General features: G+C 72.4%; 22 protein-coding genes. 11 read left to right on the forward strand and 11 right to left on the reverse strand.

Going from position 1 to position 26,538, the window contains the following annotated elements; genetic code table 11:
* Window positions 1-27: 27 nt before the first annotated feature.
* The 4 genes from AB0C27_RS00450 (at window position 28) to AB0C27_RS00465 (ending at window position 3,370) form a co-directional block, all read left to right on the forward strand.
* Window positions 28-1,623, forward strand: coding sequence for a hydantoinase/oxoprolinase family protein (locus AB0C27_RS00450; protein WP_357835504.1), 1,596 nt, complete (start codon window positions 28-30; stop codon window positions 1,621-1,623).
* Window positions 1,608-2,714 (forward strand): DUF917 domain-containing protein, encoded by a 1,107-nt coding sequence (locus AB0C27_RS00455; RefSeq protein WP_357835507.1) that lies wholly within the window; start codon window positions 1,608-1,610, stop codon window positions 2,712-2,714. Before AB0C27_RS00450 ends, AB0C27_RS00455 begins: the two co-directional genes overlap by 16 nt.
* A 17-nt stretch (window positions 2,715-2,731) precedes the next feature.
* Entirely contained in the window at window positions 2,732-2,950 is a 219-nt protein-coding gene (locus AB0C27_RS00460; protein WP_357835510.1) for a cold shock domain-containing protein, read from the forward strand.
* 207 nt (window positions 2,951-3,157) lie between these two features.
* Window positions 3,158-3,370, forward strand: a complete 213-nt coding sequence (locus AB0C27_RS00465) for a hypothetical protein (protein WP_357835513.1) — start codon at window positions 3,158-3,160, stop codon at window positions 3,368-3,370.
* A 106-nt stretch (window positions 3,371-3,476) separates the two neighbouring features.
* Here the strand turns inward: AB0C27_RS00465 and AB0C27_RS00470 are convergent, their stop codons facing one another.
* The 4 genes from AB0C27_RS00470 to AB0C27_RS00485 all read right to left on the reverse strand — a co-directional run bounded on the left by AB0C27_RS00470 (window position 3,477) and on the right by AB0C27_RS00485 (window position 9,513).
* A complete protein-coding gene (locus AB0C27_RS00470) occupies window positions 3,477-4,736 on the reverse strand; it encodes a cytochrome P450 (RefSeq protein WP_357835516.1) in 1,260 nt (419 codons plus the stop codon).
* A gap of 59 nt (window positions 4,737-4,795) precedes the next feature.
* Window positions 4,796-6,013 carry a site-2 protease family protein gene (locus tag AB0C27_RS00475; protein ID WP_357835519.1) on the reverse strand — a complete coding sequence of 406 codons (1,218 nt, stop codon included), beginning with the start codon at window positions 6,011-6,013 and terminating at the stop codon, window positions 4,796-4,798.
* A 176-nt stretch (window positions 6,014-6,189) separates the two neighbouring features.
* A complete protein-coding gene (rph, locus tag AB0C27_RS00480) occupies window positions 6,190-8,811 on the reverse strand; it encodes a rifamycin-inactivating phosphotransferase (protein ID WP_357835522.1) in 2,622 nt (873 codons plus the stop codon).
* Between the two features lie 162 nt (window positions 8,812-8,973).
* Window positions 8,974-9,513, reverse strand: coding sequence for a hypothetical protein (locus tag AB0C27_RS00485; RefSeq protein WP_357835525.1), 540 nt, complete (start codon window positions 9,511-9,513; stop codon window positions 8,974-8,976).
* A 210-nt stretch (window positions 9,514-9,723) separates the two neighbouring features.
* On the opposite strand from AB0C27_RS00485, the gene AB0C27_RS00490 reads away from it, so the two are divergent.
* From AB0C27_RS00490 to AB0C27_RS00500, 3 genes are all read left to right on the forward strand, one after another.
* The gene (locus AB0C27_RS00490) at window positions 9,724-11,058 is read left to right on the forward strand and encodes an ATP-binding protein (RefSeq protein ID WP_357835528.1); all 1,335 of its coding nucleotides are present in this window, start codon (window positions 9,724-9,726) and stop codon (window positions 11,056-11,058) included.
* On the forward strand, window positions 11,052-11,321 hold the full coding sequence (locus tag AB0C27_RS00495) for a hypothetical protein (protein ID WP_357835531.1): 270 nt from the start codon (window positions 11,052-11,054) through the stop codon (window positions 11,319-11,321). Before AB0C27_RS00490 ends, AB0C27_RS00495 begins: the two co-directional genes overlap by 7 nt.
* A 501-nt stretch (window positions 11,322-11,822) precedes the next feature.
* Complete coding sequence (locus tag AB0C27_RS00500) at window positions 11,823-13,361, forward strand: polysaccharide lyase family 1 protein (protein WP_357835534.1); 1,539 nt, start codon at window positions 11,823-11,825, stop codon at window positions 13,359-13,361.
* A 5-nt stretch (window positions 13,362-13,366) separates the two neighbouring features.
* Here the strand turns inward: AB0C27_RS00500 and AB0C27_RS00505 are convergent, their stop codons facing one another.
* From AB0C27_RS00505 to AB0C27_RS00515, 3 genes are all read right to left on the reverse strand, one after another.
* Window positions 13,367-13,576 (reverse strand): hypothetical protein, encoded by a 210-nt coding sequence (locus tag AB0C27_RS00505; RefSeq protein WP_357835537.1) that lies wholly within the window; start codon window positions 13,574-13,576, stop codon window positions 13,367-13,369.
* Between the two features lie 35 nt (window positions 13,577-13,611).
* Window positions 13,612-15,942 carry a tetratricopeptide repeat protein gene (locus AB0C27_RS00510; RefSeq protein ID WP_357835540.1) on the reverse strand — a complete coding sequence of 777 codons (2,331 nt, stop codon included), beginning with the start codon at window positions 15,940-15,942 and terminating at the stop codon, window positions 13,612-13,614.
* Window positions 15,943-16,305: 363 nt separating this feature from the next.
* Window positions 16,306-18,069, reverse strand: coding sequence for a potassium/proton antiporter (locus tag AB0C27_RS00515; RefSeq protein ID WP_357835543.1), 1,764 nt, complete (start codon window positions 18,067-18,069; stop codon window positions 16,306-16,308).
* Window positions 18,070-18,322: 253 nt separating this feature from the next.
* On the opposite strand from AB0C27_RS00515, the gene AB0C27_RS00520 reads away from it, so the two are divergent.
* The 3 genes from AB0C27_RS00520 to AB0C27_RS00530 all read left to right on the forward strand — a co-directional run bounded on the left by AB0C27_RS00520 (window position 18,323) and on the right by AB0C27_RS00530 (window position 20,557).
* Window positions 18,323-18,805 carry a cation:proton antiporter regulatory subunit gene (locus AB0C27_RS00520; RefSeq protein WP_357835548.1) on the forward strand — a complete coding sequence of 161 codons (483 nt, stop codon included), beginning with the start codon at window positions 18,323-18,325 and terminating at the stop codon, window positions 18,803-18,805.
* 107 nt (window positions 18,806-18,912) lie between these two features.
* Window positions 18,913-19,848 carry a LysR family transcriptional regulator gene (locus AB0C27_RS00525; RefSeq protein ID WP_357835550.1) on the forward strand — a complete coding sequence of 312 codons (936 nt, stop codon included), beginning with the start codon at window positions 18,913-18,915 and terminating at the stop codon, window positions 19,846-19,848.
* 94 nt (window positions 19,849-19,942) lie between these two features.
* Window positions 19,943-20,557: a hypothetical protein gene (locus tag AB0C27_RS00530; RefSeq protein ID WP_357835553.1), complete on the forward strand. Its 615-nt coding sequence runs from the start codon at window positions 19,943-19,945 to the stop codon at window positions 20,555-20,557.
* A 41-nt stretch (window positions 20,558-20,598) separates the two neighbouring features.
* Here the strand turns inward: AB0C27_RS00530 and AB0C27_RS00535 are convergent, their stop codons facing one another.
* The 4 genes from AB0C27_RS00535 to AB0C27_RS00550 form a co-directional block, all read right to left on the reverse strand.
* A complete protein-coding gene (locus AB0C27_RS00535) occupies window positions 20,599-21,000 on the reverse strand; it encodes a DUF488 family protein (RefSeq protein WP_357835556.1) in 402 nt (133 codons plus the stop codon).
* Between the two features lie 90 nt (window positions 21,001-21,090).
* A complete protein-coding gene (locus AB0C27_RS00540; RefSeq protein WP_357835559.1) occupies window positions 21,091-21,852 on the reverse strand; it encodes a putative N-acetylmannosamine-6-phosphate 2-epimerase in 762 nt (253 codons plus the stop codon).
* Window positions 21,810-22,754, reverse strand: a complete 945-nt coding sequence (locus tag AB0C27_RS00545) for an ROK family protein (RefSeq protein ID WP_357835562.1) — start codon at window positions 22,752-22,754, stop codon at window positions 21,810-21,812. Before AB0C27_RS00545 ends, AB0C27_RS00540 begins: the two co-directional genes overlap by 43 nt.
* Entirely contained in the window at window positions 22,751-25,927 is a 3,177-nt protein-coding gene (locus AB0C27_RS00550; RefSeq protein WP_357835565.1) for a LuxR C-terminal-related transcriptional regulator, read from the reverse strand. Before AB0C27_RS00550 ends, AB0C27_RS00545 begins: the two co-directional genes overlap by 4 nt.
* Window positions 25,928-26,155: 228 nt before the next feature.
* Here AB0C27_RS00550 and AB0C27_RS00555 point away from each other — a divergent pair, with 228 nt between their 5' ends.
* Window positions 26,156-26,512, forward strand: a complete 357-nt coding sequence (locus tag AB0C27_RS00555) for a VOC family protein (protein WP_346114394.1) — start codon at window positions 26,156-26,158, stop codon at window positions 26,510-26,512.
* Window positions 26,513-26,538 lie beyond the last annotated feature (26 nt).

Raw genomic sequence — 26,538 nt, forward strand, 5'->3', positions numbered from 1 at the left:
TCGCCCCCTTTCAGACAGGAGTTCTTCGTGCGCGTTGGGATCGACGTGGGCGGCACCCACACCGACGCCGTCCTCATGGACGGGTCCACGGTGGTCGCCGAGGTCAAGGCCGCGACCACGGCCGACGTGACCGGGGGCATCGTCACCGCGTCGCGGCGCCTCCTCGACGGCGGCGGCGTCGACCGGAGCGCCGTCGACGGCGTCATGATCGGCACCACGCACTTCACCAACGCCCTGGTGACCGGCCGCCGGCTGGCGCCCACCGGGATCGTCCGGCTGGCGCTGCCGGCGACCGCCGCCCTGCCACCGCTGGTCGACTGGCCGGAGCGGCTGGTGGCGGCGATCCGCCCGAGCGTGCACCTGTGCCACGGCGGCCACGAGTTCGACGGCCGCCCGATCTCACCGCTCGACCCGGACGAGCTCAAGCGCGCGGCCGCCGACCTGGCCGCGCGGGACATCCGTACCGTCGCCATCAGCTCGGTCTTCTCCCCCGTCAACGCCGAGCTGGAGGAGGAGGCGGCGGCGATCCTGCTCGCGGAGCTGCCGCACCTGCACGTCAGCCTCTCGCATCAGATCGGCCGAATCGGGCTGCTGGAACGCGAGAACGCCACCATCGTCAACGCCTGCCTGCGCGATCTCGCCGGCGAGATCGTGGACGCCTTCGCCCAGGCCCTGGCCACGGTCGGTGTGAGCGCGCCGCTGTTCCTGTCGCAGAACGACGGCACGCTCATGGACGCCGGGCACACCCGCCGCTACCCGGTGCGCACGTTCGCGTCCGGCCCCACCAACAGCATGCGCGGCGCGGCGTTCCTGTCGGGGCTGAGCGACTGCGCGGTGGTCGACATCGGCGGCACGACCACCGACGTCGGCATGCTGTCCGGCGGCTATCCCCGGCAGGCGAGCGGCGAGGTCGACATCGGCGGCGTACGGACGAACTTCCGCATGCCGGACGTGCTGTCGATCGGGCTGGGCGGCGGCAGCCGGGTCACCGGCACGCCGGAGCCGGACATCGGCCCCGACAGCGTCGGCTACCAGCTCACCGAGCACGCGCTGGTGTTCGGCGGCCAGGTGCTGACCGCGACCGACCTGGCCGTGGCCGCCGGGCTGGCCGACGTCGGCGACACCTCCCTCGTCCGCGGCCTGGACCCCGAGCTGGTCCGCCGCGGTGTGGCCCGGATGTCCGCGACGGTCGCCGACCTGGTGGACCGGATGCGGGTCACCCCCGAGCCGCTGCCGGTGGTCATCGTGGGCGGCGGCGGCGTGCTGATGCCGTCCGAGCTGCCCGGCATCCCCGCGACGCACCGGCCGGAGCACGGCGCGGTGGCCAACGCCATCGGCGCCGCGATCGGGCAGATCGGCGGGGACGTGGACCGGTTGTTCGCCGTCACGCCCTCCGTCACCCGCGAGGACGTCCTCGAACAGGCCCGCGCCGAGGCCGTCGAACGGGCCGTCGCGGCGGGCGCCGCACCGGACAGCGTGCGGATCGTCGACGTCAACGAGGTGCACGTGCCCTACCTGCCCGGCAACGCCGTGCGCGTACGGGTCAAAGCGGTCGGCGATCTGGACCTGAGCGCGAAGACGTCCCCAGACGAGGAACAGGAGCAGCAGTGGGCTACGAGCTGACCGTCGAAGGGCTGCGGGACCTCGCCGAGGGCGCCGCCGTGCTGGGCACGGGCGGCGGCGGCGATCCGTACATCGGCCGGCTGCTGGTGGAACAGCAGCTCCGCGCCGGGCGCACCATCCGCGTCATCGGCGTGGACGAGCTGCCCGACGACGCGCTCGTGCTGCCCAGCGCCATGATGGGCGCTCCCACGGTGTTCGTGGAGAAGGCGCCGTCGGGGGCGGGCAACGTGATCGCGCTGCGGGCGCTGGAACGGCACCTGGGCCGTACGGCGGCCGCCACGATGCCGATCGAGTGCGGCGGGATCAACTCCATGATGCCGCTGCTGCTCGGCGCCCAGACCGGGCTGCCCGTGGTGGACGCCGACGGCATGGGCCGGGCCTTCCCCGAGCTGCAGATGGAGACGTTCGCCGTGTACGGGGTGCCGGGCTCGCCCATGTCGATCGCCTCCGACCACGGCGACAGCGGCATCATCGACGCCGTGGACAACCTGCGCATGGAGCGGCTGGCCCGGGTGATGACCGTGGAGATGGGCGGGGCCGCCTACATCTGCGACTACCCGATGGACGCGGCGACCGTCCGCCGCACCGCCATCCCGGGGACGCTCTCCCTCGCCATGAAGCTCGGCGCCGCGCTGCGCGTGGCCCGCGCCGAGCACGCCGACCCGTTCGAGCGGCTGAGCGAGGCGCTGGCCGGCACGATCTACACGCACGGCATCGTGCTGTTCACCGGCAAGGTGGTGGACGTCGACCGCCGCACGACCGGCGGCTTCGCCCGCGGCACGGTCACGCTGGCGGCCAACGACGATCCGGCCGACGAGATGGTGATCACGTTCCAGAACGAGCACCTGATCGCCCGCCGCGGCGGGCGCGTGGCCGCGATCGTGCCCGACCTGATCTGCACCCTCAACAGCGAGACCGGGCAGCCGGTCACCACGGAGGCGCTCGCCTACGGCCAGCGGCTCGCCGTCTACGCGATCTCGACGCCCGGCATCATGCGCACCCCTGAGGCGCTGGCCTGCTTCGGCCCGGAGGCGTTCGGGCTGAGCGAGCCGTACGTCCCGGTCGAGCGGCTGACCGGCGAACCTGTGTGATCGGCCATCATGGGGTGATGACACGTGGCACGGTGAAGTTCTGGAAGGCCGACAGGGGCTGGGGAGCGATCTCCTCCCCTGAGCTTCCGGCAGGGCGCGACGCGTTCGCGCACTTCAGCGAGGTCGTGGGCGAGGGATACCGGGTCCTGGAGGAGGGCGACGAGGTCGAGTTCGACCTCGTCGAACGGCCGCAGGACAGCTTCGACTACGTGGCCGAGAACATCCGCAAGCGGTGACGGCCGTTCCTTCGTGGGACGGGGACGCCCGCGCTCAGCTGCCTACCGACGGATGCCTCAGCTGGATTCGCGGTCACGACCTGGACGAGGTGGTGCGGATCCTCGGTGGTGACCCGGCCTCGATCTCCCCGGCGACGTTCGCGGAGGTCGAGGAGGAGGCCAGGGACCTGCTCGGCGAGGAGGACGGCGCGGAGACCGAGCGGGGCGGTGATGCTGGCGGCGCGGCACGGCGGCTGGATCGTCGTGCTGGAGATCTTCCACGCGCGGGCACCGGAACACCTGCCCGAACTGTCGGCCACGGGTGCGGCGCTGACCGTGCGATGGCTGCTTCACCGGCCCACCATGCTCGCCTACGCCGAGGCCGGGCGGCCGATCGCCGGCCCAGGAGGGTGGCCGCGATTCCGCGCAGCGGGCCGCTGAGCAGTTGCAGGCGCTGGGGCTGGAGCCGGAGGACGGGATGAAGGCCGCCCTGCTGCGGGACCTCGCCTACTACCTCGCCCACGGAAAGAATGCCTGAGCGCGCCGGTCAGCAGTGCAGGGACGACGCCGAGGGCTGGGTGGGGGCGGGCTGGGGCAGGGTCAGGACGAAGCCGCTGGCGGGGAGGGTGGGGATGCGGCGCAGGGAGATGGTGAGGTCCTGCTCGGGAACGTCGTAGTCGAGCCGGGCCAGGCGGACCGCGAGGGCCTGGATTAGGGCGAGGGTGATGTCATCCCCCGGGCAGCGGTGGCCGGTGAGCGGGTCGCCGCCGCCCTGCGGGATCAGCTCGTACGGGCCGAGCTCGCGGCCGGCGAAGCGCCCCGGGTTGAAGGTGTACGGCTCGGCCCACAGCTCGGGGTCGTGGTTCTGCCCGAAGACGTCGAGCAGCACCAGGGTTCCCTCGGGGATGCGTTCCCCGGCCCACGTCAGGTCGCGGGCCGCGACGCCGGCGACGAAGGGCGCGAACGGGTAGAACCGCCGCACCTCCTGGGCGAACGCCTCGGTGTGGGCCGCGTCCCCGTCGCGCAGCGCCTTGCGGTGTTCGGGCCAGCGGTGCAGGGCGTGGGCGGCGAACGTCACGTACCAGGCCACCGCCGCGGTCGGGCGGATGATGTTGAGCAGCTCCACCGCCGCCGTACGGGCGTCGAGCGGCCTGCCGCCGGCGTCGCGGCAGTTGACGATCACGTCGAGGGCCGAGCCCGCCGGCGCGGTGTCGGTACCGTCGCGCAGGTCGCCGACCAGGTCGGCCAGCCACGCCTCGCGGCGGATCCTGGCCAGCCGGCCGCGCCAGTGCCGTGGCCCTGCGCTGCCGAACCCGTCCACCATGGCCGTGAGGTCGGCGGCCAGGTCGGGCACCTCGGCGTCGCAGACCGGCATGCCCGCCCACCGGCACACGCCCGCCGTCAGGACTTGCGCGGCCTGCTCGAAGAGCACGACCCGGCGGCCGTCGCCCCACGTGCCGGCCGCCTCGTCCCAGGCCGCGCCCGTGTGCGCCGCGAGTGAGCCGACGCCGACGCCGGTCAGCACCGACATGAACACCGCCTTGCGCACGCGGTGGCAGGCGCCGTCCAGGGTGTGCACCGCGCCGGGCCCGGCCAGCGTGCTCCTGACCGGCTCGGGCAGCGCCGTGCCGCGGCGGACGTTGCCGTCCTCGTAGAAGAAGCGTGCCACCTCCGGCCCGCGCAGGCCCACGGCCCGCCGTCCGAGCAGCCGGGTGTGCGCCACCGGCCCGTGGGAGCGCCGCAGCAGGCCGGGCAGCCACCCGTAGCCGTCGAGGAGGAGGAAGATCGTGTCGTCCAGCACCAGCATGAGATCAGTCCCCGCCTTCAAGGTCACCGGCGAAACGGCCGCGCCCGGCCGCGCGCAGGTCAGACGCGGTCATGATCGGAGCCGCCGCGTCCGTCACGAGGGCGGGCCGCCGGGATGAGATCCGCGCCGCGCAGCCCCGAGTACGGGCCGGCCGCGCCCAGCCCCGCGGTCTGGATGACCCGGCTGATGTCGGTGGGGGTGATCAGGCCGATCAGGCGTCCTGCGGGATCCAGCACCACGGCGCGCCCGTCCGTGCAGCCGCCCATCCGGTCGAGCAGGTCGGTCAGCGCCTCCTCAGGAGCGGCCCGCGGCACGTCCTGCGGGGAGCAGGCGATGTCGCGCAGCAGGGTGTGAGGCCGGCGTTCCGGGCTCACCCGGCGGATGCGGTTGAGCGTCACCAGCCCGACGAACGCGCCGTTCTCGTCCACGAGGGGGTACGTGGACAGGCGCTGACGCATCACGACCCGTTCGATGAGGCTCGACACGCTCTCGTCGGGATGGGCGGCGACAGGCGGGCCGGACATCACGTCGGCCACCCGCACCCCGTACAGTGCCGTGCCCAGCCGGGCGTGCTGCTCCTCGGCGCTGGCCGCGTTGACCAGGAACAGGCCGATCAGGGCGAGCCACAGCCCCTCGAACCCGCTGCCGGTGACGACCTGGAGGAAGCCGAGGGCGATGAGCACGTACCCGAACACGCGGCCGGCGCGCGCCGCGGCGATGGCCGCCCGCGCCCGGTCTCCCCAGCGCGCCCACAGGGCCGCGCGCAGCACCCGGCCGCCGTCCAGCGGCGCCGCCGGGATGAGGTTGAAGATCGCGAGCAGCACGTTCACCGCGGCGAGGTAGGAGAACATGCCGGCCAGCAGCGCCGCGCCTCCCGTGGCCCCGACCAGCCCCGCCAGCACGCCGAAGACCAGCCCGGCCAGCAGGCTCGCCCCCGGCCCCACGACGGCGATCCTCAGGTCGGCGCCCGGCGAACGGGGTTCCCCGTGCAGCTCGGCCACCCCGCCGAGCAGCCACAACGTGATCCGCTCGACCTCGATGCCGTTGCGTCGCGCCGTCACGGCGTGGGCCAGCTCGTGCGCGAGCAGGGACGCCAGGAACAGCACCGCCGAGGCCAGCCCGGCCAGCAGATACACCACCGGCGAGTAGCCGGGGAAGACCACGGGGAAGCGCCCGAGGGCCAGCCCCGCCACCAGGATGACGACGATGACGAGCACGCTCAGGTTGAGGCCGACCTGGACGCCGGCAATGCGGCCCAGCGGGATCGAGGAGCGCATCATTCCTCCTGCCGTTCGGTGTCCGCTTCCCGTACCCGGGCGTGACGGGAGGTCACGCGGCGTGCACGTTGCTCTCCTCCTACCCCGGCATAACGGGAGGTCACACGGCAAATACCGCGATCTCCGCGTCCTCTCTGATATCGCTTTTCTTGGACGTACTTGGACGTACGGCGCGCTCAGTCGAGGAGCTCGACGTACCCGTTCGTTCCGTGCACGCGGATGCGCTGACCGTCCCTGATCAGCCGGGTGGCCCGCTCGACCCCCACCACGGCCGGCAGCCCGTACTCCCTGGCGACCACCGCGCCGTGCGTCATGATGCCGCCCACCTCCGTCACCAGCCCGGCGGCGGTCACGAACAGCGGGGTCCAGCTCGGGTCGGTGTAGGCGGTGACCAGGATGTCGCCCGGCTCCAGGTCGGCGTGCGCCATGTCGGTGACGACCCGAGCACGGCCCTCGACCGTCCCCGCCGAGACCGGGAGCCCGATCAGTGCGCCCTCGGGGGCGTCGTCATGCCGGTACTGGCCGGTGAGGGCCTCGCCGTCCGAGGTGAGGACGCGGGGCGGGGTGAGCGTCTCGTACGAACGGAACTCCTCCCGCCTTGTCTGGATGAGTCCGGCGTCCACGTCACCGGTGCGGACGACCTCGCGCAGTTCCTCGAACCGGAGGAAGAAGATGTCCTCCCGCTCCTGGAGGACGCCGGAGTCGACGAGGCGATCGGCTTCGCGGAGCAACGCCTGCTTGTAGGCGAAATAGCGGCTGATCATGCCGTATTTCGGATATTCCCGGTAGCCGGCGAAGGCGCGGACGCGGTCGATCATGCGCTTGGTCTCCTCGGCCTTCTCCTCCCCGTCCGGCAGGGCGCGCAGGCGGGCCAGCACGTCCCGCTCCTTCCGCCGCGCCTCCTCCAGCCCCTGCTCGAAGTGCCGCTTTGCGGCGCCGGGCGCGAAGTTCCTGACGTTGCCGAGGAGTGCGGGCAGGAGCATGGCCGGGTTCTCGCTCCAGCGCGTCCTGGTGATGTCGATCTCGCCCGGGCAGCGCATGCCGTACTTGCCGAGATAGCTCCGGATGGCATCGCGCGCCTCCCGGCCGCCGTCCAGCGCGGCCAGCTCGTCCAGGAAGGCGTCCCCCTCTCTGCCCTCGTCCACGCCCTCGTCCACGACGCGGTGCAGGAGTGCGACGAGCTGGGCGTGCGGCCTGATCGTGTCGGCGACGTCGAGCAGCTCCAGGCCCATCTCCGACGTGACGTTGTACGGGACGGACTGCGTGAGCACGTCGGCCGCGTTCTTCTCGCCCAGCCACTCCTCAAGGTGCTCGTTGAGCCACCAGCTCGCGTCCATCCCCGCCATGATCAGGGGGAGGCTGCGCGGGTCGAACAGGACGCGCCTCAGCTCGGCGATGTCCGCCAGGACGAAGTCGAGCAGCTCCGTCCCGGACAGTTTCTCGATGTCGTGCCGCAGGGTGAGCAGGGACTCCTCACCGCGCCTGATCAGCTCGGCGACGAGCGCGGGGTCGGGGTCTTCGCCGGCCTTGGTGAGATCAGTGGGTACGGCCTTGGCCGGGGCGTCGGCGGGGTCGTCGTCCGGGGTCGTGCGGATGAAGTCGCCGCGGTCGAGGACGGCCCGCAGCGCGTCCCGCATCAGCGGATCCGACTTCCCCACCATCTCCAGCATGGTCGCCCGGCCCGACGGCGTCCTCAGCTTGGGCGCCATGTCGACGAACAGCCGCCCGCCCGCCTCGTACATCGGCTGCAGCGTCGTCCGCTGCCACACGGACAGCCCCAGCGGCTTCATCGCGTCCGTCATCATCTGCTGGTGGCCGACGGAGACGTAGACGTGGTTCTCCTGGTCGCCGGCCTCGGGGATGGGGAACAGGGTAGTGATCGGCCGGCTCTGGACGATGTGGAAATCCTCGCCCACCAGGCACCATTCGATGTCCTGGGGCCGGCCGAAGTGCGCCTCGATGTGCCGGCCCAGCCGTACCAGCCGCAGGACCTGGGCGTCGGTCAGCGCCGGCTCCGTCTGCCGCCTGGCCTCGACCGGCGCGTCCTCGACGCCGCCTTCGCGCGCCGCCAGGACCGAACGGGTCTTGGTGGCGACCGCCGTGCCGATGACCTGGTCGTCGCGCACCGTGTAGACGTCCCCGGCGACCAGCCCGGCGACGAGCGCCTCGCCGAGCCCCCACCCGGCCTCCACGGTGGCGACCTTCCGGTTCGAGGTCACCGGGTCCGCGGTGAACAGGATCCCGGCCGCGTCGGGGAACACCATCCGCTGCACGACCACCGCCATGCGTACCTTGCGGTCGTCGAAGCCGTTGCGGCGCCGGTAGGTCACCGCGCGTTCGGTGAACAGCGAGGCCCAGCACCGCCGGACGTGCAGCAGGACCGCGTCCAGACCCGCGACGTTGAGGTAGGAGTCCTGCTGGCCGGCGAAGGACGCGGTCGGCAGGTCCTCGGCCGTGGCGCTGGACCGTACCGCGCAGGCGGCCCCCTCTCCCAGCCGGGCGAGCGCCGCGCCGATCTCCGCCACGAGGTCGCCGGGCAGCGTGACGCCCTCGACGACCCGGCGGATCTCGGCGCTCAGGGCGCCGATCGCCTCGCGGTCATCCGGTTCGGCCCGCGCGAGCTGGTCGAGCTGGGCGTCGAGCGACGGCGTCGCGGCCATGACCCGCTGGAACGCGTCCGTCGTGACGCAGAAGCCGTCCGGCACGCGGACGCCCTCGACCGTGGAAAGCTCCCCGAGCTGCGCCCCCTTGCCGCCGACCTCCGCGACCTTCGTCGAGTCGATCTGATCGAAATGCATGACGTAAGCCAATTTCCGTCGCTCCATCGCTCGTCTGGTCGATTGGCAACCGGCAGTATGGAGCACTTTTCGATTTCTCATGAGGCGGGAGCATCTGCTATAACCTGAAACTGACGGGGAGAAGGCTTACCTCCCGTTTTGACGCCGCTCGCACGGCTCGTCTCACGTGTTACGACGCGCGTACGACCACGCTCCCACGACGAGCGCGCAGCCCAGCCCGCCGAAGGCCATCCCGCCGAAGAGGATCATCCACGTCACGTCCCCGCTGCTGGTGAACGGCGCCGGCGGCGCGAACGGCGGGATCACCCCGACCAGGCTGAGCGGTACCATGACCAGCAGGACGATCCCGTACCCGCCCAGGCACAACCCCACGCCCCAGGCCGGGACCAGCGGCAGGAGAGCCGGCACCCGCCGCCCGGCGACCAGCGGCACCCACCGCGGGAACACCTTCCCCCACCGGTGCACCAGCCCAAGGGCCAGGAAGACGCCGAGCAATGCCGCCAGCACGGTCAGATCGACGCCGACGGCCGCCAGCGCCTGGTAGACGGCGCCCCCGTCACTCTCGATCCCCCGCCGCCAGTCCCGGCCGGTCACGCCCAGGACATCACCCCCGAGGGTCCACACGGTCTTCACCGCCGCCCACGGCACCAGCCCGCACAGCAGCAACCAGACCGTCACCCTGACCCGCGACGAAGCGGCCACATCGCCCTCCAGACCTCGAACACCCGCCCCAAGCGTCCAGCTTTCGACAACGTGCGCGCCTCCCCCGCACGGGGGGAGACATTCACCCTTGGGAGCCTGGCCCCTGCCGCTCGCGCGCGTTGTCTCCGGCCACTTCACTGATGTCGCGCTGTCGTTCGAATGGCCGTGAATTCTGCGGACACGGCGCGAGCCGGATGACACAATGTGACCATGCGACCACCCCGAGCGAAGTACTTCAACACCACCGGTCCCTGTGATCCGCGGCTGCACTACATGCTGCCTCCCACGCCACGGCTTCCCGAGGCGCGGGCGCTGATCGAGATGGACCGCTATTTCGTGTTGCACGCGCCCCGGCAGACCGGCAAGACGACCATGCTGGACACCCTGGCATCCGAGCTGACCGCTCAGGGCGACATCGCCGCCCTGTCGTTCTCCTGCGAACGCGCCAAAGTAGCAGGCGACGACGTCGGCTGGGCGGAGGAGATGCTGCTGGACTCCATCCGCCAGGCCGCCGCGCAGTCGGGATGGCCGAAGAAACTGCTGCCGCCGGATCCCTGGCCGCAGATCAGGCCGGGCAGCCAGTTCATCAAGGCGCTGAGCGAGTGGTGCCGCCACAGCCCCCGCCGGGTCGTGCTGCTCATCGACGAGATCGACGCCCTGCAGGGCGACAGTCTGGTCAGCATCCTCAGCCAGCTCCGCGACGGCCACAACGCGCGGCACAAGGGACACCCGTTTCCTGCCTCGGTGGTGCTCTGCGGGCTGCGCGACCTGCGCGACTACAAGATCGCCTCCGGCAGCACCCCCGACCAGTTCAACCCGGCCAGCCCGTTCAACATCCTCGCCGACTCACTACGCCTGGGCGACTTCACCGCCGATCAGATCGCCGAACTCTACGACCAGCACACCCAGGCAACCGGCCAGGAATTCACCAAAGACGCGGTCGACCGAGTCCACGAGCTGACCCAGGGACAACCCTGGCTGGTCAACGCCCTCGCCCACGAGATCACCTTCAAGATGGGAGTGACCGGCACCATCACCGTCGAGTCGGTGGACGTTGCCAAGGAACGGCTGATCCGAGCTCGCAGCACCCACCTCGACTCCCTGGCGGCCCGGCTGCAGGACCCCCGAGTCATGCGGGTCATCGAACCGATCGTGGCCGGCATGTCGCCGGACACGGACATGTCCTTCGACCACGCCGTCTCCTACGTCCACGATCTGGGCCTCATCCGAGACACCCGAACCCTGGACATCGCCAACCCCATCTACCGGGAGGTCCTGCTCCGGGTACTGGGCGATCGCACGGAGCGGTTCATACGCGCCGACCCGCGCAGTTTCGTCCCGCCCGACGGCCGGTTCGACCTGACGCGCGTACTTGAAGAGTTCGTCGTGTTCTGGCGCGAACACGACGAAGTCCTCATCCAGCAAGAGGGCTACCACGAAGCCCCTGCCAGATCATCCTCATGGCCTTCATGCACCGCCTCGTCAACGGCGGCGGCCAACTCGACCGCGAATACGCCACCGGCAGCAAACGCCTCCACATGCTGATCCGCTGGTTCTACCCCGGCCCCAACGGCGAACGGCTCGTACAACGCCAGGCCATGGAACTCAAAGTCTGGCGACCGGGCGAGAACGACCCGACCCCCGAGGGCCTCACCCAACTCGACAACTACCACGACCGCCTCACCCTCGACACCGGCGTACCGGTGATGTTCAACCGACGCTCCAAAGCCCCGCCCTGGGCCGAACGAGGCGCCTTCGAGCAGGCCACCACACCGTCCGGCCGCCAGGTCACCGTCCTGCGCGTGTGAGGCCGACGCGGCCGTACGCCCGCTGTGTGATGCTTTCACTGGACGGCCTGCCGGATCCCTGGACCATCACACCGCCCCCGCGCGCGAGACGGTGCGCCCGAACGGGGCCACTGCGGCATCTCGCGGCCGAGTTGTTGCAGGATCCGATCGGCGGCGTGGCGGACTGAGCCCCGCCGGGCGACAACCCGCCGCAGGCCTCGCACCGTACGGCCACAGCACGCCTCGACCACCGCTGACCAGCGCTCTCACCGCCTCGGGCAACACCCTTCCGGTGTATGGAGGAACGCGAACGGCCGGGCAGGCAGCCTCCCCCAACCCCGCGATGAAAGTTTCACGGCTCGTTGACACGAGGAAAGCGCTTTCCTACGGTCACCCCGGGCACTGACGCAAACCCACGACCGGCCCGCCGCCGCGCCCCCCGCGGCCATCGGCCCATGCCTGGGAGCGCGCCAGGGACCGTGAGAAACGCATGCGGCATCCGACGACGAAGGCGGGACGAGCATGAGACGAGCAGTCGTGTTACGACTCGGGGCGGCGCTGGCCGCGGCGGCCACGGCGGCCGCCGCCGCGGTGGCCCTGCCGATGATGCAGGCGTCGGCGGCGGTCGGCACCGTCACCGGGTACGCCAGCGCCAACGGCGGGACCACCGGCGGCGCGGGCGGGCAGACGGTGCGGGCCACGACGGGGACCGCGATCCACGCGGCCCTGTGCGGCCGGGCCAGCAGCAGCACCCCGATCACCATCGAGGTCGAGGGGACGATCAACCACGGCAACACCTCCAAGGTGTCGGGCGGGAGCTGCAACACCGCCGCCGGCGTGATCGAGCTCAAGCAGATCAGCAACGTCACGATCATCGGCGTCGGCAACGGCGCCGTCTTCGACCAGCTGGGCATCCACATCCGCGAGGCCCGCAACATCATCATCCAGAACGTGACCGTCAGGAACGTCAAGAAGTCGGGCTCCCCCACGTCGAACGGCGGCGACGCCATCGGCATGGAGAGCGGCGTGCGCAACGTGTGGGTCGATCACGTCACCCTGGAGGCGTCGGGCGGCGAGCCGGAGGGCTTCGACGGCCTCTTCGACATGAAGGACGACACCCAGTACGTGACCCTGTCGTACAGCACCCTGCGCAACTCCGGCCGCGGCGGGCTCATCGGGTCCAGCGAGAGCGACCGTTCGAACGGCTACGTCACCTTCCACCACAACCTGTACGAGAACATCGACTCCCGCACACCCCTGCTGCGGGGCGGCATCGCCCACATCTACAACAACCACTACGCGGACCTGCACGAGTCGGGCATCAACTCCCGGGCCGGCGGCCGTGCCAAAGTGGACAACAACTACTTCGAGGACTCCAAGGACGTTCTCGGCACCTTCTACACCGACGAGGCCGGCTACTGGCAGGTCAGCGGCAACATCTTCGACAACGTGACCTGGTCCAGCCGCAGCGGCGACAACAACCCCGCCGGTCCCAACCCGCAGTCGAACACGTCCGTCAGTGTCCCGTACTCCTACAGTCTCGACGGGGAGAACTGCGTGCCGGACGTCGTCCGCCAGACGGCGGGCGCCAACAAGGGGCTGCGGGTGTCGGACGGCTCCTGCACGCCCCAGACACCCACGACCACCCCGACGGTGACGCCGACCGTGACGCCGACGGTCACCCCTCCGCCCGGCGGGACCAACCTCAGCATCGGGGCCGGCTCCGACGGCTCCAGCAAGGCGAGCGGGACGAGCTACGGCAACGTGCGCGACGGCGACATGAGCACCTACTGGTCGCCCTCCGGCTCGACCGGTGACATCTCGATCAAGTGGGGCTCCGCCACGACGGTCTCCAGCGTCGTCATCCGCGAGCCGTCGGGGTCGAGCGGTGGCATCGGGTCCTGGCAACTGCTCAACGCCGGCAACGGCGCGGTGCTGAAGTCGGGCACGGGGGCGGGCGCGATCACTTTCACGCCGACCTCGCTGAGCAAGATCACGTTCCGGATCACCAGCTCGAACGGCACGCCAAGGGTCGCCGAGTTCGAGACCTACGCCGGGTAGTGGGCTCAGGTCGGGCGGAGGCCGTCGGTCCGACGGCCTCCGCGGCCGCCGGCCGCCTCGGAAAGCGCCGTCACCGAGAAATGCGCGCGTTTGGCGAGCTCGCGGTAGCTGGGCTGCCCGGCCTTGACCCGCAGCTGTCTGAGCTCGTGCGCGAACCTGTGCAGCGGGTCGTTGTCCGGATCCAGCACCCGCTCAGGACGTGCCGTCTCCCGCATCCCCCGTGACAGTGAAGGTGAATCGGCGGGCGCGCCTATTCGGGGAAAAGTGCGGGCGGGGCAGGGTCGTGGTCGCGCAGCCTCGCCCGTACGTCGTCGGCCGCGGGGTGCCCCAGCTCGACCAGGACGGCCAGGGAGCGGCGCCAGGTGTCCGCCGCCTGGCCGGGCCGGCCGGCGGCCTGGAGCGTGTCGCCGAGGTGGAGCAGGATCTCGGCCTCGTCGTAGCGGTGGCCGAGCGCACCGCACGAGGCCAGGGCGCGCCGGTAGTGCGCGACCGCCTCGTCGTGCTCGCCCCGGTGGTGCCGGATCATCCCCAGCGTGTCGAGGATGTGGCCCTGCACGGACTCGTCGCCCCGTTCGGTGGCGATGGCCAGCGCCTTCTCGGCGGCTTGCAGCGCCTGCTCGTGGTCGCCGAGCGCGCGCCGGCACCAGGCGATCAGGTTCAGGACGTAGGCCTCCGTGACGGTCAGGCGGGCGGCGCGCAGGGGTTCGAGCGCGGCCAGCGCGTGACCCAACGCCTCCTCCATCCGTCCACCGTGGACGCAGGCCAGGCCGATGTCGAAGAGCGAGAACGTCTCCTCGGCCAGGTCGCCGACCTCGCGGGCGTACGCGATCGCCCGGCGGAAGTGTGTGTAGGCCTGGTCGGCCTGGCCGCGTTCGGCGGTCACCGGGATGAGCCAGCGGTGCGTGGCCGCCCGCGCCCGCTGGTCGCCCGTGCGGGCGGCCGCCTCCAGCGCCGTGTGCAGGCAGTCGAGGTGTTCCTGCCGGTGTCCCTGGCGCAGCAGCCAGAACTGCAGGGCCGAGACCAGCCGGACCGCCTGGGCGTACCGGCCGCCGGTCATGGCTTGGCGGAGCACGGCCGCGAGGACCGCGTGCTCGGCCTGGAACCAGGCCAGCGCCTGCCGGCGCCCGGCCGGGGATTCGGCCCGGACGCCGGGCGCGGGTGGCTCGGAGGGCAGCAGCCACTCGGCGGGCACGTGCAGGCGCAGCGCGGCCTCGTACGCGGTGTGCAGGTAGTGATCCACGACCCGGCCCGCCGCCGCCCCGATCTCGTCGCCGGTGCTCTCCGTCAGCTCCAGCGCGAAGGCGCGGAGCAGGTCGTGGCAGGCGTAGCGGCCGTGCGTGACCTCCATGACCAGGTGCGCGTCGAGCAGGGCGGCGAGCAGTTCCTTCACCCGCGCCTCGTCGATGCCCGCCAGGCTGGCCGCCGCCGGCGCGGTGAGGTCGGGCCCGGGGTGGACGGCGAGCAGCCGGAACAGGCCGGCCACGTCACCGGGCAGCACGTCGTAGGAGCGGGCCAGGACGAGCCGCAGGCTGGTGGCCGGGTCGCCGGTGGTCAGCCCGCCCAGGTCGCCGCCACCCCGCCGCAGGTCCGCGGCCAGGGCGTCGAGCGGCAGGACGGGGCTGGTGACCGCCCGTCCCGCGGCGATGGCCAGGGCCAGGGGCAGGCGCGCGCACGCGTCGATGATCTCGTCGGTGGCGGCGGGGGCCGCCTCGATCCGGCTCCGGCCGAGGCGGTGGGCGAGCAGGTCGCGTGACTCCGTACGGGAGAGCAGGTCCAGCGTGACGAGACCGGCTCCTTCGGCGGTGATCAGGCCGCTCAGGCTGTGCCGGCTGGTGACGATGACGCAGCAGCCGGGGCCGCCGGGCAGCAGCCAGCGCACCTGCTCGGCGTCGCGGGCGTTGTCGAGCACGACCAGGACGCGCTTGTCGGCCAGCGTCGTCCGGTACAGCGCGGCCCTGGCCGCCAGTTCCTCGGGGACGCGCCGTGTCGGCACGCCCATGGCCTCCAGGAACGCCCCGAGCGCATCGCGCGGATCGACCGCGTCGCCCGCCGGGCCGAACCCCTGGAGGTTCAGATAGAGCTCGCCGTCCTCGAACCGGCCGCGCCCCCGGTGAGCCCGATGGTGAGCCCAGTGCAGCGCCAGCGACGTCTTGCCGACGCCGGCCGTGCCGGAGACGACGCAGATCCTCGTGCCTCCCGCGCCCGGGTCGAGGTGGCGGTCCAGCTCTTCCAGCGCGCCGGTGCGCCCGGCGAACCCGGTCACGCCGACCGGGAGCTGCCGGGGGCGCGGCGGCTCCTCGATGTCCGTCCCATCAAGCTCCACGGCCGGTGTACGCGCCGCGGCGGTGAGCACGTCCCGTTCGCGCGGGTCCAGCCCGAGCGCGTCGGCCAGCAGCCGGAGCGAGGCCGCGCGGGGCCGCTCCACGGCGTCGCCTTCGAGCCGCCGAATGGTCCTGACGTTGACGCCCGCCCGGTCTGCGAGCTGTTCCTGGGTCAGCAGCGCCCGGTCCCTCCAGGCCCGCAGCAGCGTTCCCAGGCTGCGGCCCGCCTCGCCGGCGCCCTCTGCCGTCCCAGCTGACATGACACTCCCTCGATCCCGGCGGCGGGCACCCGCCATGACACCACAATGTCATGCGGCCGTTCGCCCGGCGGTCGGGATCAAGCCCGGCTCGCGCCGGGGACAGGCCTGTTCGAGGGGGGTCAGCGGCGGGTCCGGTCCTTTCCTCTGCCGATCCTCCAGGCGATGGTGAGGGCGATCATGATGCCGATGGCGGAGATGATCCAGCCTGCGGTGTCCATTGAGCCTCCTTCGCGTCGTCGGACGGACGCTCGGCGGCGCCGTCAGGCGGTCGTGTCGTCCGCGTTCCGCCGGCGGGCCGCCGATCCCGCAAGGTGGTAGCGCTGCCCCGATCCGCGCCGGGCCAAACAGGACCGTTCCCGCGCGTCAGTTCACGGCACGGTCGGATTCGGGCAGTGACTCCTCCTCGGGCGGGGCCGACGGGGTGATTCTCGTGGGGCGGATCCGGCCGCCCAGCTTCGTCCGCCAGTACGGACGTCCCCGCCGTGCCCCGCCGCCCGGGCCGTCCCCCGTACCGCCATCTGAGCCGTCTCCTGGGTCGTTCTCCGGCCCGCTCGCCGGGAGGGGCTCGGCGCGGGCCGGTGAGACCGGCGTCGTCGATGCCGGCGCGCCGGTCGGACCGGAGCCGCCAGGCTCGGCGTCGCCCTGTCCGCCGTGCCAGTCGGCCAGCCGCCCGCCCCTGCCGACGGCGCGCAGCCGCTGCTCGACCCGGTCACGGGTGCCGGGCGTGGTGACGATCAGGACCTCGTCCCCTTCGCACAGGAGCGTTCCCGGCTCGGGTACGAGCGTGTCACCGTCGCGGACGATGAGGGTGACGATGGACGGTTTCGGCAGCCGCAGCTCGAAGATCTCCACGCCGTGCAGCCGCGAACCGGGCGGAATGGTGAGGGTGAGCAGCTCGGCGGCCAGGACGTCGAGCGGCGCGGACTCGATGTCGACCTCCCTGGCCTGGTGCGGCGCGGCGATGCCGAGCACGCGGGCGAGCAGCGGCAGGGTCGGCCCCTGCAGCAGCGTGAACAGGACGACCAGGACGAAGACGATGTTGAGCAGCTGATGACTGCCCGGCACCTCGGCGACGATCGGGTAGGTGGCCAGCACGATCGGCACCGCGCCGCGCAGCCCGGCCCAGGAGATGAAGACGTGGTCGCGCCAGCCGGTGCGAAAGGGGAACAGGCTGGCCAGTACGGACGCGGGCCGGGACACCAACAGCAGGACCGCGCCGATGATGACGGCGGGCAGCAGCACGCCGGGCAGCTCGTGCGGGGTGACCAGCAGGCCGAGCATGACGAACAGGCCGATCTGAGCCAGCCAGCCGATGCCGTCGGCGAAGGAGCGCGTGGCGGCGCGGTGCGGCAGGACGGCGTTGCCGAGCACGAGGCCGGCCAGGTAGGCGGCGATGAAGCCGGAGGCGTGCACGAAGCCCGCCGCGGCGAAGGAGATGATGCCCAGGCCGACGGTGGCCAGCGGATAGAGGCCGGTGGCGGGCAGGGCCACGTAGCGCAGCGCGAGGGTGCCGGCCCAGCCGCAGGTCAGCCCGATCGCGGCGCCCGCCGCGAGTTCGAACGAGATCTGCCCGGCGATGGAGAGCGGATCGCCCAGATTGTCGGGGGCGGCGGAGAACACCAGCACCAGGATGACGGTGGGGGCGTCGTTGAAGCCGGATTCGGCCTCCACGATGCCCGCGACGCGGCGGGGCAGGGGCAGCACGCGCAGGACGGAGAAGACGGCGGCGGCGTCGGTGGAGGAGATGATCGCGCCCAGCAGCAGCGCCAGTTGCAGGTTCATGCCGAGCAGGTAGTGCGCTCCGGCGGCCGTGATCACCACGCTGACCGTGACGCCGACCGTCGCCAGCAGGGCCGACGGCAGCAGCAACCGGCGGATGTCGGCCCACCGGGTGCTCAGCCCGCCTTCGACGAGGATGATGGCCAGCGCCGAGGTGCCGAGAGTCTGGGCCAGCTGGGCGTCGTCGAAGTCGATGCCGAGCACGTCTTCGCCGAGCAGCACGCCGAGAGCCAGGAACAACAGCAGGCTGGGCAGGCCGAGCCTGCTGGCGGTGCGTGCGGCGGCGATGCCGGCGAGCAGCACCATCCCGCCGGCCAGTAACACCCCGTACAGCTGCAGCAGACTCATCGTAAACCCTTACGTGACGGCGGAAAGTGTCTGGATCTGTGACGATACGGGGCATAGCGTCGCATCGGCACTTACCGGATCACGGTGTCGTGGATGCGATGCCGGCGCGCGGACGGCGTGACGTCGGCACCATCCCGGGGCTGTACCCATCGGGAGTGGAAGTGATGTCCACGGTTTTGGCCAGGTACGGTCTCGGAAATGATCGGGATGCGGGCGCGGTCCATGCGTACCGGGACAGGACGTGAGGTGGCCGGTGGAGATCGAGCAGACGGCGTTGCCAGGGATCGGACTACGACATTTGTTCGGGACGAGCTCCGGGCGGCGCATCGGGGTGGTCTCCTACCGCACCGGCCGCCGCGACCTGGTGATCTACGACGCCGACGATCCTGACCAGGCGGGCGCGGTCGTCGTGCTGAACGACGACGAGGCCGACGCCCTGGCCGAACTGCTCGGCGCGCCGCGCATCGTCCGGCGGCTCGATGAGCTGCACCACCAGGTGGAGGGGCTGGTCAGCGAGAAGCTCCCGATCCCGGCCGATTCCCCGTACGCCGGCCGGCCGATGGGCGACGCGCGGGTGCGCAGCCGTACGGGCGCGTCGATCGTGGCGGTGGTGCGCGGCGCGCAGATCGTCTCCAGCCCGGGGCCCGAGTTCACGCTGGACGCCGGCGACGTGATCGTCGTCGTGGGCAGCGAGGAGAGCGTGCAGGAGGTCGCGGACATCCTGACGCACGGGTAGACACGGAGGGACGGGGGGCACGGGTCCTGGTCGTGCCGGCGCCGCCTCGCATCCGTCCTACGATGTGCTGCGGCCGACACCCGACGTACGACGACCAGGAGTGCTTCATGGAGCTGGACCTCGGCGCCGTCAGGACCTTTCTCGCCGTCGTCGAGGACGGGCACTTCACCGACGCGGCCGCCCGCGTGGGCATGAGCCAGCAGGCCGTGTCCAAGCGGATCGCCAAGCTCGAATCCGACCTGGGCGTGGCCCTGCTGCTCAGGTCCCGTGCCGGGGTCAGGCCGACCGAGGACGGCGCGGCCTTCCTCCCGCACGCCAGGGCGCTGATCAGCATGGCCGACCAGGCCGCGGCGATGCTGCGGGCGCGCCGCCGCGCCCTGCGCATCGACGTGCTCGGCCGCGACACGGCCTCCATGGACCTGGTCAGGGCCTTCTACGAGGCGGGCGACGTGGACGTCGACATCGTGGTCTCCCGTGGCGCCGGCTCGCGGGGGTCGATGCTCGCCGACGGCTCGGTCGACGCGGCGTTCGGCCGCGCCATGGAGCCGCTCGCTCCGGGGATCCGGCGCGTCCCCGCCTGCCTGGAGCCGATCCCGGTCCTGGTCGGCCGCCGGCACCGGCTGGCCAGGCGCAGGCGGGTGCGGATGGAGGAGCTGTCGGGCTCGACGGCGTGGATGCCGGGCAACGCCGCCCACGACAGCGAGTGGTCGGACTTCTACCGGTTCCTCAGCGCCGAGTTCGGGGTGCGCATCGACAGCTCGGGGCCGTTCTTCGGGCGTGATCACATCGCGGAGCGGGTGGCGGGCTCGCCGGACGTCGTCACGTTCGGGAACAAGCGGCAGTATCCGACGCCTCCTGACGTCGTCGAGATCCCGATCATCGATCCCACGCCGGTGTACCCGTGGTCGCTCATGTGGCACGAGGCGAACCGGCATCCGTCGCTGCCGCTGCTCATCGCCTACGTGAAGGACCGCTTCCGCCCGTACTCCGCCGGGACCCACTGGCTGCCCGGCCCGGACCGCGCCTTCTTCCCCGTTTCGTGATCGATCGGGCGGCTCGGGCCGTGGGGGCATGGACATCGCGCGGTCCGGCGGGCTCAATGGTGCTCGGGACGCAGGTTCGGCGGAGGGGGCCGGGATGCCGTACGACGGAGATCAGCGGGTCGAGCCGGCTCCGGCATGGGCGGACGATCTCGACGCCTTACGCGGGATGGCCGCGCTGCTGGCCACGGAGCTGCGCTGCTCCCCCGCCGACCTGGACGCGAACCGGGCAGGCCTGCTGGCCCCCCGGCAGCGGCGCCGGTTGATCCGGCGCCTCGCCCGCCACGTGGCCGGGCTGGTCCTGAGCGGCGCGGTGGTGCTGGTGCTGCTCGTCATCCCCTTGGTGTCCGCCCTGATCAATGTGGTGACCGGCGCGCCGCGCACCGGCGACAGCCTGTTCGTCCTCTTCTTCTTCGGCCCGACCATCGTGCTCCTCCTCATGGGCATGGCCGCGGGCCTGCCCCAGAGCCAGGCCCGCGACCTGCTCGACGTGCTGCGCGCGGCGGCACCCGTCCAGCGGGTGGTGGGTGAGGTACGCGACGGGGACGGCGGGCGGGAGGTGCGGCTGGGCCCCTTGACGTACTCGCTGACGGCGAGGGTGGACGCGGGGCTGCTGGCCCCGGGGCGGTACGCGGCCTACCACGTCGGCTCCCCGTTCGACTCACCCATCCTGCTCGCGGCCGAACTGCTCGCGGCCGAGACACCCGACTGAGCGCCGGCACGGTGCGAAGCCCGGCACGGTCTGAGCCCTCGTCACTCCCGGAGCAGTTCGGCGAGCACGGCCGCCTCGCTGATCTCCGCCTGCTTGGTCGCGGTGAGCAGGGTCAGCACGCCGCCCTGCGCGAGCTCGCGCAGGTGCGCCAGCGCGGCCGCCCGTCCCGGCTCGGTGAGCTCCTCGCGGTAGCGGCGGCCGAACTCGGCGAACAGGTCGGGGTCGTGGTGGTACCAGGTACGCAGCTCCGTCGAGGGGGCGACCTCCTTGCACCACTCGTCGAGGTGCGCCCTGTCCTTGCTCAGCCCGCGCGGCCAGATCCGGTCCACCAGCACCCTGGTACCGTCGTCGTCGGCCGGCTCCTCGTAGACCCGGCGCACCCGGACTCTGCCGTCATGATGCGCCTCTTCCCGCCGGGGCCCGCCCGCCGTCGTTCCTCTCATGCCCCGACGCTACGCCGACGGACGTCAAGCCGAGTTCAGAGACTCCTCCGCGACGATGCAGCTCCCTGACAAGGGGGTCACCGTACGGCCTCACTTGGGATGGATCTCCTGTGGCGATCGGCTGACGCTGTCGGCGAACCAGCGGGTGATGGTCGTGGGATGGGTGATGGCGGTGCCGACGACGACGGCGTGCGCGCCCGCCTCCACGGCCGCGGCGGCCTGCTCAGGCGTGTGGATCCGGCCCTCGGCGATCACCGGGACAGGCAGGTCGTGGCTGAGCGCGGCGACCAGCTCAAGGTCGGGGCCCGCCCCGGGCCTGGAGTACGGCGTGTGCCCGGCCAGCGTCGTCCCGACCACGTCCGCGCCCGCCTCGGCGGCGGCGACGCCCTCCTCGTAGGTGGAGACGTCCGCCATGACGAGCCTGCCCGTACGGTCGTGCACGGCGACGACGATCTCCGCGAACGTCCGGCCGCCGGGGCGCGGCCGGAGGGTGCCGTCCACCGCCACGATGTCAGCCCCTGTTTCGGCGACGGCGAGGGCGTGATCCAGGGTCGGCGTGATGAACACCTCGCCGTCGCCGTCCTTCCACAGACCGATGAGCGGCAGGTCGAGCGCGGCCCTGATGCGGCGCAGGTCCTCGATCCCCTGAGCCCGGATCCCAGCGGCCCCACCGGCAGCGGCCGCCTGCGCGATGCGGCACATGGTGCCGGGGTCACGCATCGGCTCACCGGGGTAGGCCTGACCCGCCTCCGCCGGGCCTGCGGCTGTGGCCGTGGCTGTGGTGGTTGCCCAGGGCGTCGGTGTGGTGGTCAGGGCCAGGAGGGCGGCGGTCGCGGAGAGGGCGGCGGGCACGATCGGGACGTCGCGCAGGGCGGGCAGCGTTTCGGCGGCGATGGCCGCGCGTACCGGCTGCCACCAGGGGTCGCCGCAGCCGGCGACGCCTCCCCCGATGACCAGATCTCCGGGTCGATGACGTTCATCAGCCCGCCGATCGCCTGGCCCAGTGCGGTCCCGCCGGTGGCCAGGACGTCCGTGGCCAGCGGGTCACCGGCGGCGGCGAGCCGAGCAACCCCGGCGAGGTCGGTGGCCCGCGTCCCACCCCTGCGGCGGTACTCGGCGAGCAGCGCGGGGCCGGACGCGACCGCCTCCACGTGTCCTGTGCCGCCGCATGGGCAGGGCGCGCCGGCCGCCGCCGGCACGGGCATGTGGCCCGCGTGCCCGGCCACGGAGCGCGGCCCGTACCGTACCTTTCCGCCGAGCACGATGGACGCGCCGACACCGGTGCCGACGGCGACCAGCAGCACGTCCGCGCACCCGGCTGCGGCGCCGCGCCACTGCTCGCCGAGGGCGTGCGCGTGCACGTCGTTGCCGGTCGCGACGGGCAGGCCGCCGAGCCTGCGGGACAGGCCGCCGCGCAGATCGGTGCCCGCCCAGCCGGCCAGGGCGCTGGTGGCGGAGACCACCACCCCGCGTTCCGGGTCGATGACTCCCGCGCTGCCGACGCCGACCGCGGTAATGCTCCCCCATCGGTCGCCGGCGACGGAACGGACGAGCTCGGCGGCGGTGTCGAGGATTGCCTCGCGTCCCTCTGCGGCGGGGGTCGGCCGGGTTGCGGTGACCAGCACGACACCGGACGGATCGACCAGCCCGGCAGCGGTCTTCGTCCCACCGATGTCCACCCCGACGGCGGCCTCCATCCCCTCAACGACCCCTGCGACCGGGCCGGCCGCACGCCTCATCTCTGGGGCCTTCACAGCGGCGTCCTTCCTCCGCTCTTTTCGGAGCTCACGTCAGACGGGCGCATTCCGGGCACAGCGTCGGGGGGCGGGGTCATGGGGGTGATGCCGAGGGCGGCGAGGGCGGAGGTGCCGCGTTCGGCGTGGTCGCCGCCTGCGAGCAGCAGGGTTCGTGCGGACTGATACGGGCAGCCGGCGGCGGCGAACGCGTCCGCCGTGGCGACCAGCGCTTCCCCGTCGCCGCCGAGCAGGGCCTGGGCTCGGTGCACGATGGCGGAGGCGACCGGGTTGCCCGCGACGAGGTCCCCTGCCTCGGTCAGCCGGACGCGGGCGTCGGGGCTTCCGGCGAGTACGGCCGCTTCGGCCCGGAGCGCGACGTACCAGTGGAGCCAGATCCAGGTGACCCACTTCCACACCTGGTGGGGCTCAGGAGCCATCCGCTCCAGCGCTTCCGCTGCCTGTCCGTGGTGCAACAGGAGTATCGCGTCGAAGACCGCCCCGTAGCCGTAGGTGTGCTCCGGTGGGGTGCCGAGCAGTTCCAGGACCTCCTGCCATTCGCGCCGGGCGTCGTGGTCGCCGCGGAGGCCATGGATCATCGCCACGCCGGCCGCCGCCGGGGACAGTATCGACCGGGAGGGGCTGCCTGCCCGCCGCCATGAGTCGAGGAACCGGACGCTGCCGGTGAGCACCTCGCCGACGTCGCCCGCCAGAGCGTCGACCATCAGCAGCCGACAGGTGGCGCGGTGGCCTGCCTCCGCCAGCGACGGATGCTCGGCCAGCCGGCGCGCCCACTGGCGGGCGCCGAGCACGTCCCCCGCACCCAGACCGGCCTCGACGGCGATGCCGAGCGCGTCGATCATCTCGTGCGTCGCGGCCGGGGAGATCATCTCGTGGGTGCCCGACGACGACATCGGCTCGCGGGTACCGGTCGGCGAGAGCACCTCACGGGTGCGGCCCGGCGAGAACACCCCGCGCGTACTGGCCGGTGGGATCGGCAGGGACGACAGGAGTGCGATCCGGTGCCGGGCCGTGGCCGCTGTGGCGAACGTGTCGCCGGCCCAGCTCTGGGCGCCGGTGAGCGCGTCGAGTGCGGCCGACTCGGCGAGCGGGTCGCCGGTCTCGCGGGCCAGCTCGACCGCCCGCTCGGCGCGCGCGTTCGTCTCCTGTACGGCGTTGCCCGGCGGCCCCTGGGCGGCCCCGAACGCGTCCGTGAGCACCGCCGCCTCAGCCAGCGCCAGCGCAGCCCGCACGGCCGGATCCGCTCCGGCCAAGCTCTCGTAGGCCGCACCCGCACTGGCCGGACCCACGCCAACGAGACCCGCACCGGCCGAACCCTTGTCAGCCGGGCCCTCGCCGACCGCACGCCCACCGGCCGGTTGCTCGGTGACCGTCTTCCGGGCCTCGGCGATCAAGGTGAGGGCTTCGTCGCGGGTCGGGAGCCGGGTGAACGTGCTTGAGAAGCGGAACGCGATGGTGGCGGCGGTCGCCAGGTCGACGGCGGCGCCCGCCGTGTCCCCCGCCTCGCGGGCGGCCGTCGCGGCGGCGCGGCGCAGGCGGTACATGTCGTCGCCGGCGGTCCGGCAGCCGGCCACGGCCGCGGCCTGGCGGAGCATCGAGGCGGCGACGGCGGGGTCGGCCGCGAGTTCGGCCGCCTGTTCGTAGCGCCGCTGGGACTCACCGGTCAGGTTGCGGGTGAAGGTCAGCTCCGCCAGGCGCCGGGCCAGGTCGCAGGCGCCGGCGCGCTGCTCCGGCTGGTCGGCGGCCCATGCCAGGGCCGCGCGGAGGTCGTCGGCCACCAGGTCGAACCTGGCCCGCCAGTCCTGCCGCACTACGGCCAGTCCGGCGGCCTGGGCCAGGCACCAGCGCAGGTGCCGGGTTCGGGCGTCGGCCAGCTCGCCGGTCTCGGTGAGGCGTTCCGTTCCGTACTGGCGGATGGTCTCCAGCGCGCGGTACTCCGTGCCGGCGGCGGAGGCCGTCACCGTGAGCAGGCTCTGCTCGGCGAGCCGGGCCAGTCCGTCGGCGACCAGGCCCTCCTCCGCTCCGGTCACCTCGGCCACCGCTATGACGGTGAACGGCGACACGAACACCGACACCCGCCGCAGCAGCGCCCGGTCGGACGGCTCCAGCAGGGCATGGCTCCAGTCCAGCGCCGCCCGCATCGAACGGTGCCGCTCGTCGGCCCGCGAGCCGCCGGTGAGCATCCTGAGCGGATGGGACAGGGCCGCGGTGATGCCGTCCAGCCCGAGGGTGGGATACCGGGCGGCGGCCAGCTCGATCGCCAGCGCCATCCCGTCCAGGCGCTCGCAGATCACGGAGATCCGCTCCCTGAGCGACACACCCGGAACGTAGTCCGGCGCCGGATCATCGATCCTGGGATCCAGCCTGCGGGCCGGCTCGGGATCGGTTCCGGGGTTCGGGGCGGGGGTGAGGGTCAGGGGGTGGCCGGCTGCTGCGGCTCGTTCCAGGAACAGGGCGACCGCGTCCGAGCTGCCGTCGGTGCTCAGCGAGAGGCGCGGGACCGGATACACCCGTTCGAACGGGACCATCAGCCGCGCCCGGCTGGTGGCCAGGACCGTCACGCGGGGGCAGGCCGCGAGCAGTCGTTCGAGGAACAGGGCCACCCCGTCCACCACCTGCTCGCAGTTGTCCAGGATGAGCAGGGCGTGCCGGTCGCCCAGGGCGGCGAGGACGGACTCGGTGAGGTCGCGGCCGGGCTGTTCGCCGAGGCCGAGCGCGCCGGCGACCGCGGTGGCGATCATGCCGGGGTCGGCGACCGGCACCAGGTCGACGAACCAGACGCCGTCGGGGTGGTCGCCGGCGGCGTCCGCGGCCACGGCCAGTGCGAGCCGGGTCTTGCCCACCCCGCCTGGCCCGACGGCGGTGACCTGGCGGTGGGTTCTGATGAGTTCGGTCAGCTGGGCCCGCTCGTTCACCCGGCCGACGAACGAGGTCAGCGGGGCCGGCAGCACCGGGGCCGGGCGCGAGGGGCCGGAGCCGGGCGGCTCGGGTGCGCGCTGGGCCAGCGCCCGCCGGTCCGGCGCCTCCAGCTTGCGCAGCAGTGAGGAGACGTGGCTCTCCACGGTACGGACCGAGATGCACAGCCTGGCCGCGATCTCGGCGTTGCTGAGATGGGCACCGACCAGCTCCAGGACCTCGGCTTCACGAGGTGATATCTCCACTTCTGCCAGCACCGTCCTAGTTTGCCGTATCCGGCACTGACACTCCCTTCGCCCCGCCCCCGCCGCACGCCCCCGTGCATCCGTGGCCCCCATCCGTGGCCCCCACCCGTGGTGCGAATCCGTGGTCGATTCCGTGGTCGGTTCCGTGGTCGCCACGGATGTGGGACTACCGGCCCGGACGCCAGGCTGAGGACACGAAGACAGCGGGCCGGCGGCGGCCCCCGACCGCAAGGAGCGACCATGACCACCTCGTCCCCCCAGGGCATCAAGACCGTGCTGCACCCCGTCTCCGACCTGGCGAAGGCCAAGGCCGTGTACGCGGCCCTGCTCGGCGTCCAGCCGCAGACCGACGCGTCCTACTACGTCGGCTTCGATGTCGCCGGCCAGCACATCGGCCTGGTGCCGAACGGCGGGCCGCAGGGCATGACGGCGCCGGTGGCGTACTGGCACGTCCCGGACATCGAGGCGAAGCTGGCCGAGCTGACCGCCGCCGGCGCCACCGTGCGGGAGCCCGTGCACGAGGTCGGCGGCGGCCGGGTGACGGCTACCGTGACCGACCCCGACGGCAACGTCCTCGGGCTGCTCCAAGACCGCTAAATGCCCCCATATCACGACAAATCTGG

The sequence above is a fragment of the Nonomuraea sp. NPDC048882 genome, from assembly GCF_040649755.1.
Lineage (GTDB): Bacteria > Actinomycetota > Actinomycetes > Streptosporangiales > Streptosporangiaceae > Nonomuraea > Nonomuraea maheshkhaliensis.

What these genes read in the sequence shown, in the direction of transcription:
- AB0C27_RS00475 (WP_357835519.1), bottom strand. Translation starts at nt 6,013, where the DNA reads ATGCGCTCCTCGATCCCGCTGGGCCGCATTGCCGGCGTCCAGGTCGGC.
- AB0C27_RS00460 (WP_357835510.1), top strand. Translation starts at nt 2,732, where the DNA reads ATGACACGTGGCACGGTGAAGTTCTGGAAGGCCGACAGGGGCTGGGGA.
- AB0C27_RS00470 (WP_357835516.1), bottom strand. Translation starts at nt 4,736, where the DNA reads ATGCTGGTGCTGGACGACACGATCTTCCTCCTCCTCGACGGCTACGGG.
- AB0C27_RS00515 (WP_357835543.1), bottom strand. Translation starts at nt 18,069, where the DNA reads ATGAGTCTGCTGCAGCTGTACGGGGTGTTACTGGCCGGCGGGATGGTG.
- AB0C27_RS00510 (WP_357835540.1), bottom strand. Translation starts at nt 15,942, where the DNA reads ATGTCAGCTGGGACGGCAGAGGGCGCCGGCGAGGCGGGCCGCAGCCTG.
- AB0C27_RS00535 (WP_357835556.1), bottom strand. Translation starts at nt 21,000, where the DNA reads ATGAGAGGAACGACGGCGGGCGGGCCCCGGCGGGAAGAGGCGCATCAT.
- rph (WP_357835522.1), bottom strand. Translation starts at nt 8,811, where the DNA reads ATGCATTTCGATCAGATCGACTCGACGAAGGTCGCGGAGGTCGGCGGC.
- AB0C27_RS00505 (WP_357835537.1), bottom strand. Translation starts at nt 13,576, where the DNA reads ATGCGGGAGACGGCACGTCCTGAGCGGGTGCTGGATCCGGACAACGAC.
- AB0C27_RS00500 (WP_357835534.1), top strand. Translation starts at nt 11,823, where the DNA reads ATGAGACGAGCAGTCGTGTTACGACTCGGGGCGGCGCTGGCCGCGGCG.
- AB0C27_RS00530 (WP_357835553.1), top strand. Translation starts at nt 19,943, where the DNA reads ATGCCGTACGACGGAGATCAGCGGGTCGAGCCGGCTCCGGCATGGGCG.
- AB0C27_RS00555 (WP_346114394.1), top strand. Translation starts at nt 26,156, where the DNA reads ATGACCACCTCGTCCCCCCAGGGCATCAAGACCGTGCTGCACCCCGTC.
- AB0C27_RS00525 (WP_357835550.1), top strand. Translation starts at nt 18,913, where the DNA reads ATGGAGCTGGACCTCGGCGCCGTCAGGACCTTTCTCGCCGTCGTCGAG.
- AB0C27_RS00495 (WP_357835531.1), top strand. Translation starts at nt 11,052, where the DNA reads ATGCTGATCCGCTGGTTCTACCCCGGCCCCAACGGCGAACGGCTCGTA.
- AB0C27_RS00490 (WP_357835528.1), top strand. Translation starts at nt 9,724, where the DNA reads ATGCGACCACCCCGAGCGAAGTACTTCAACACCACCGGTCCCTGTGAT.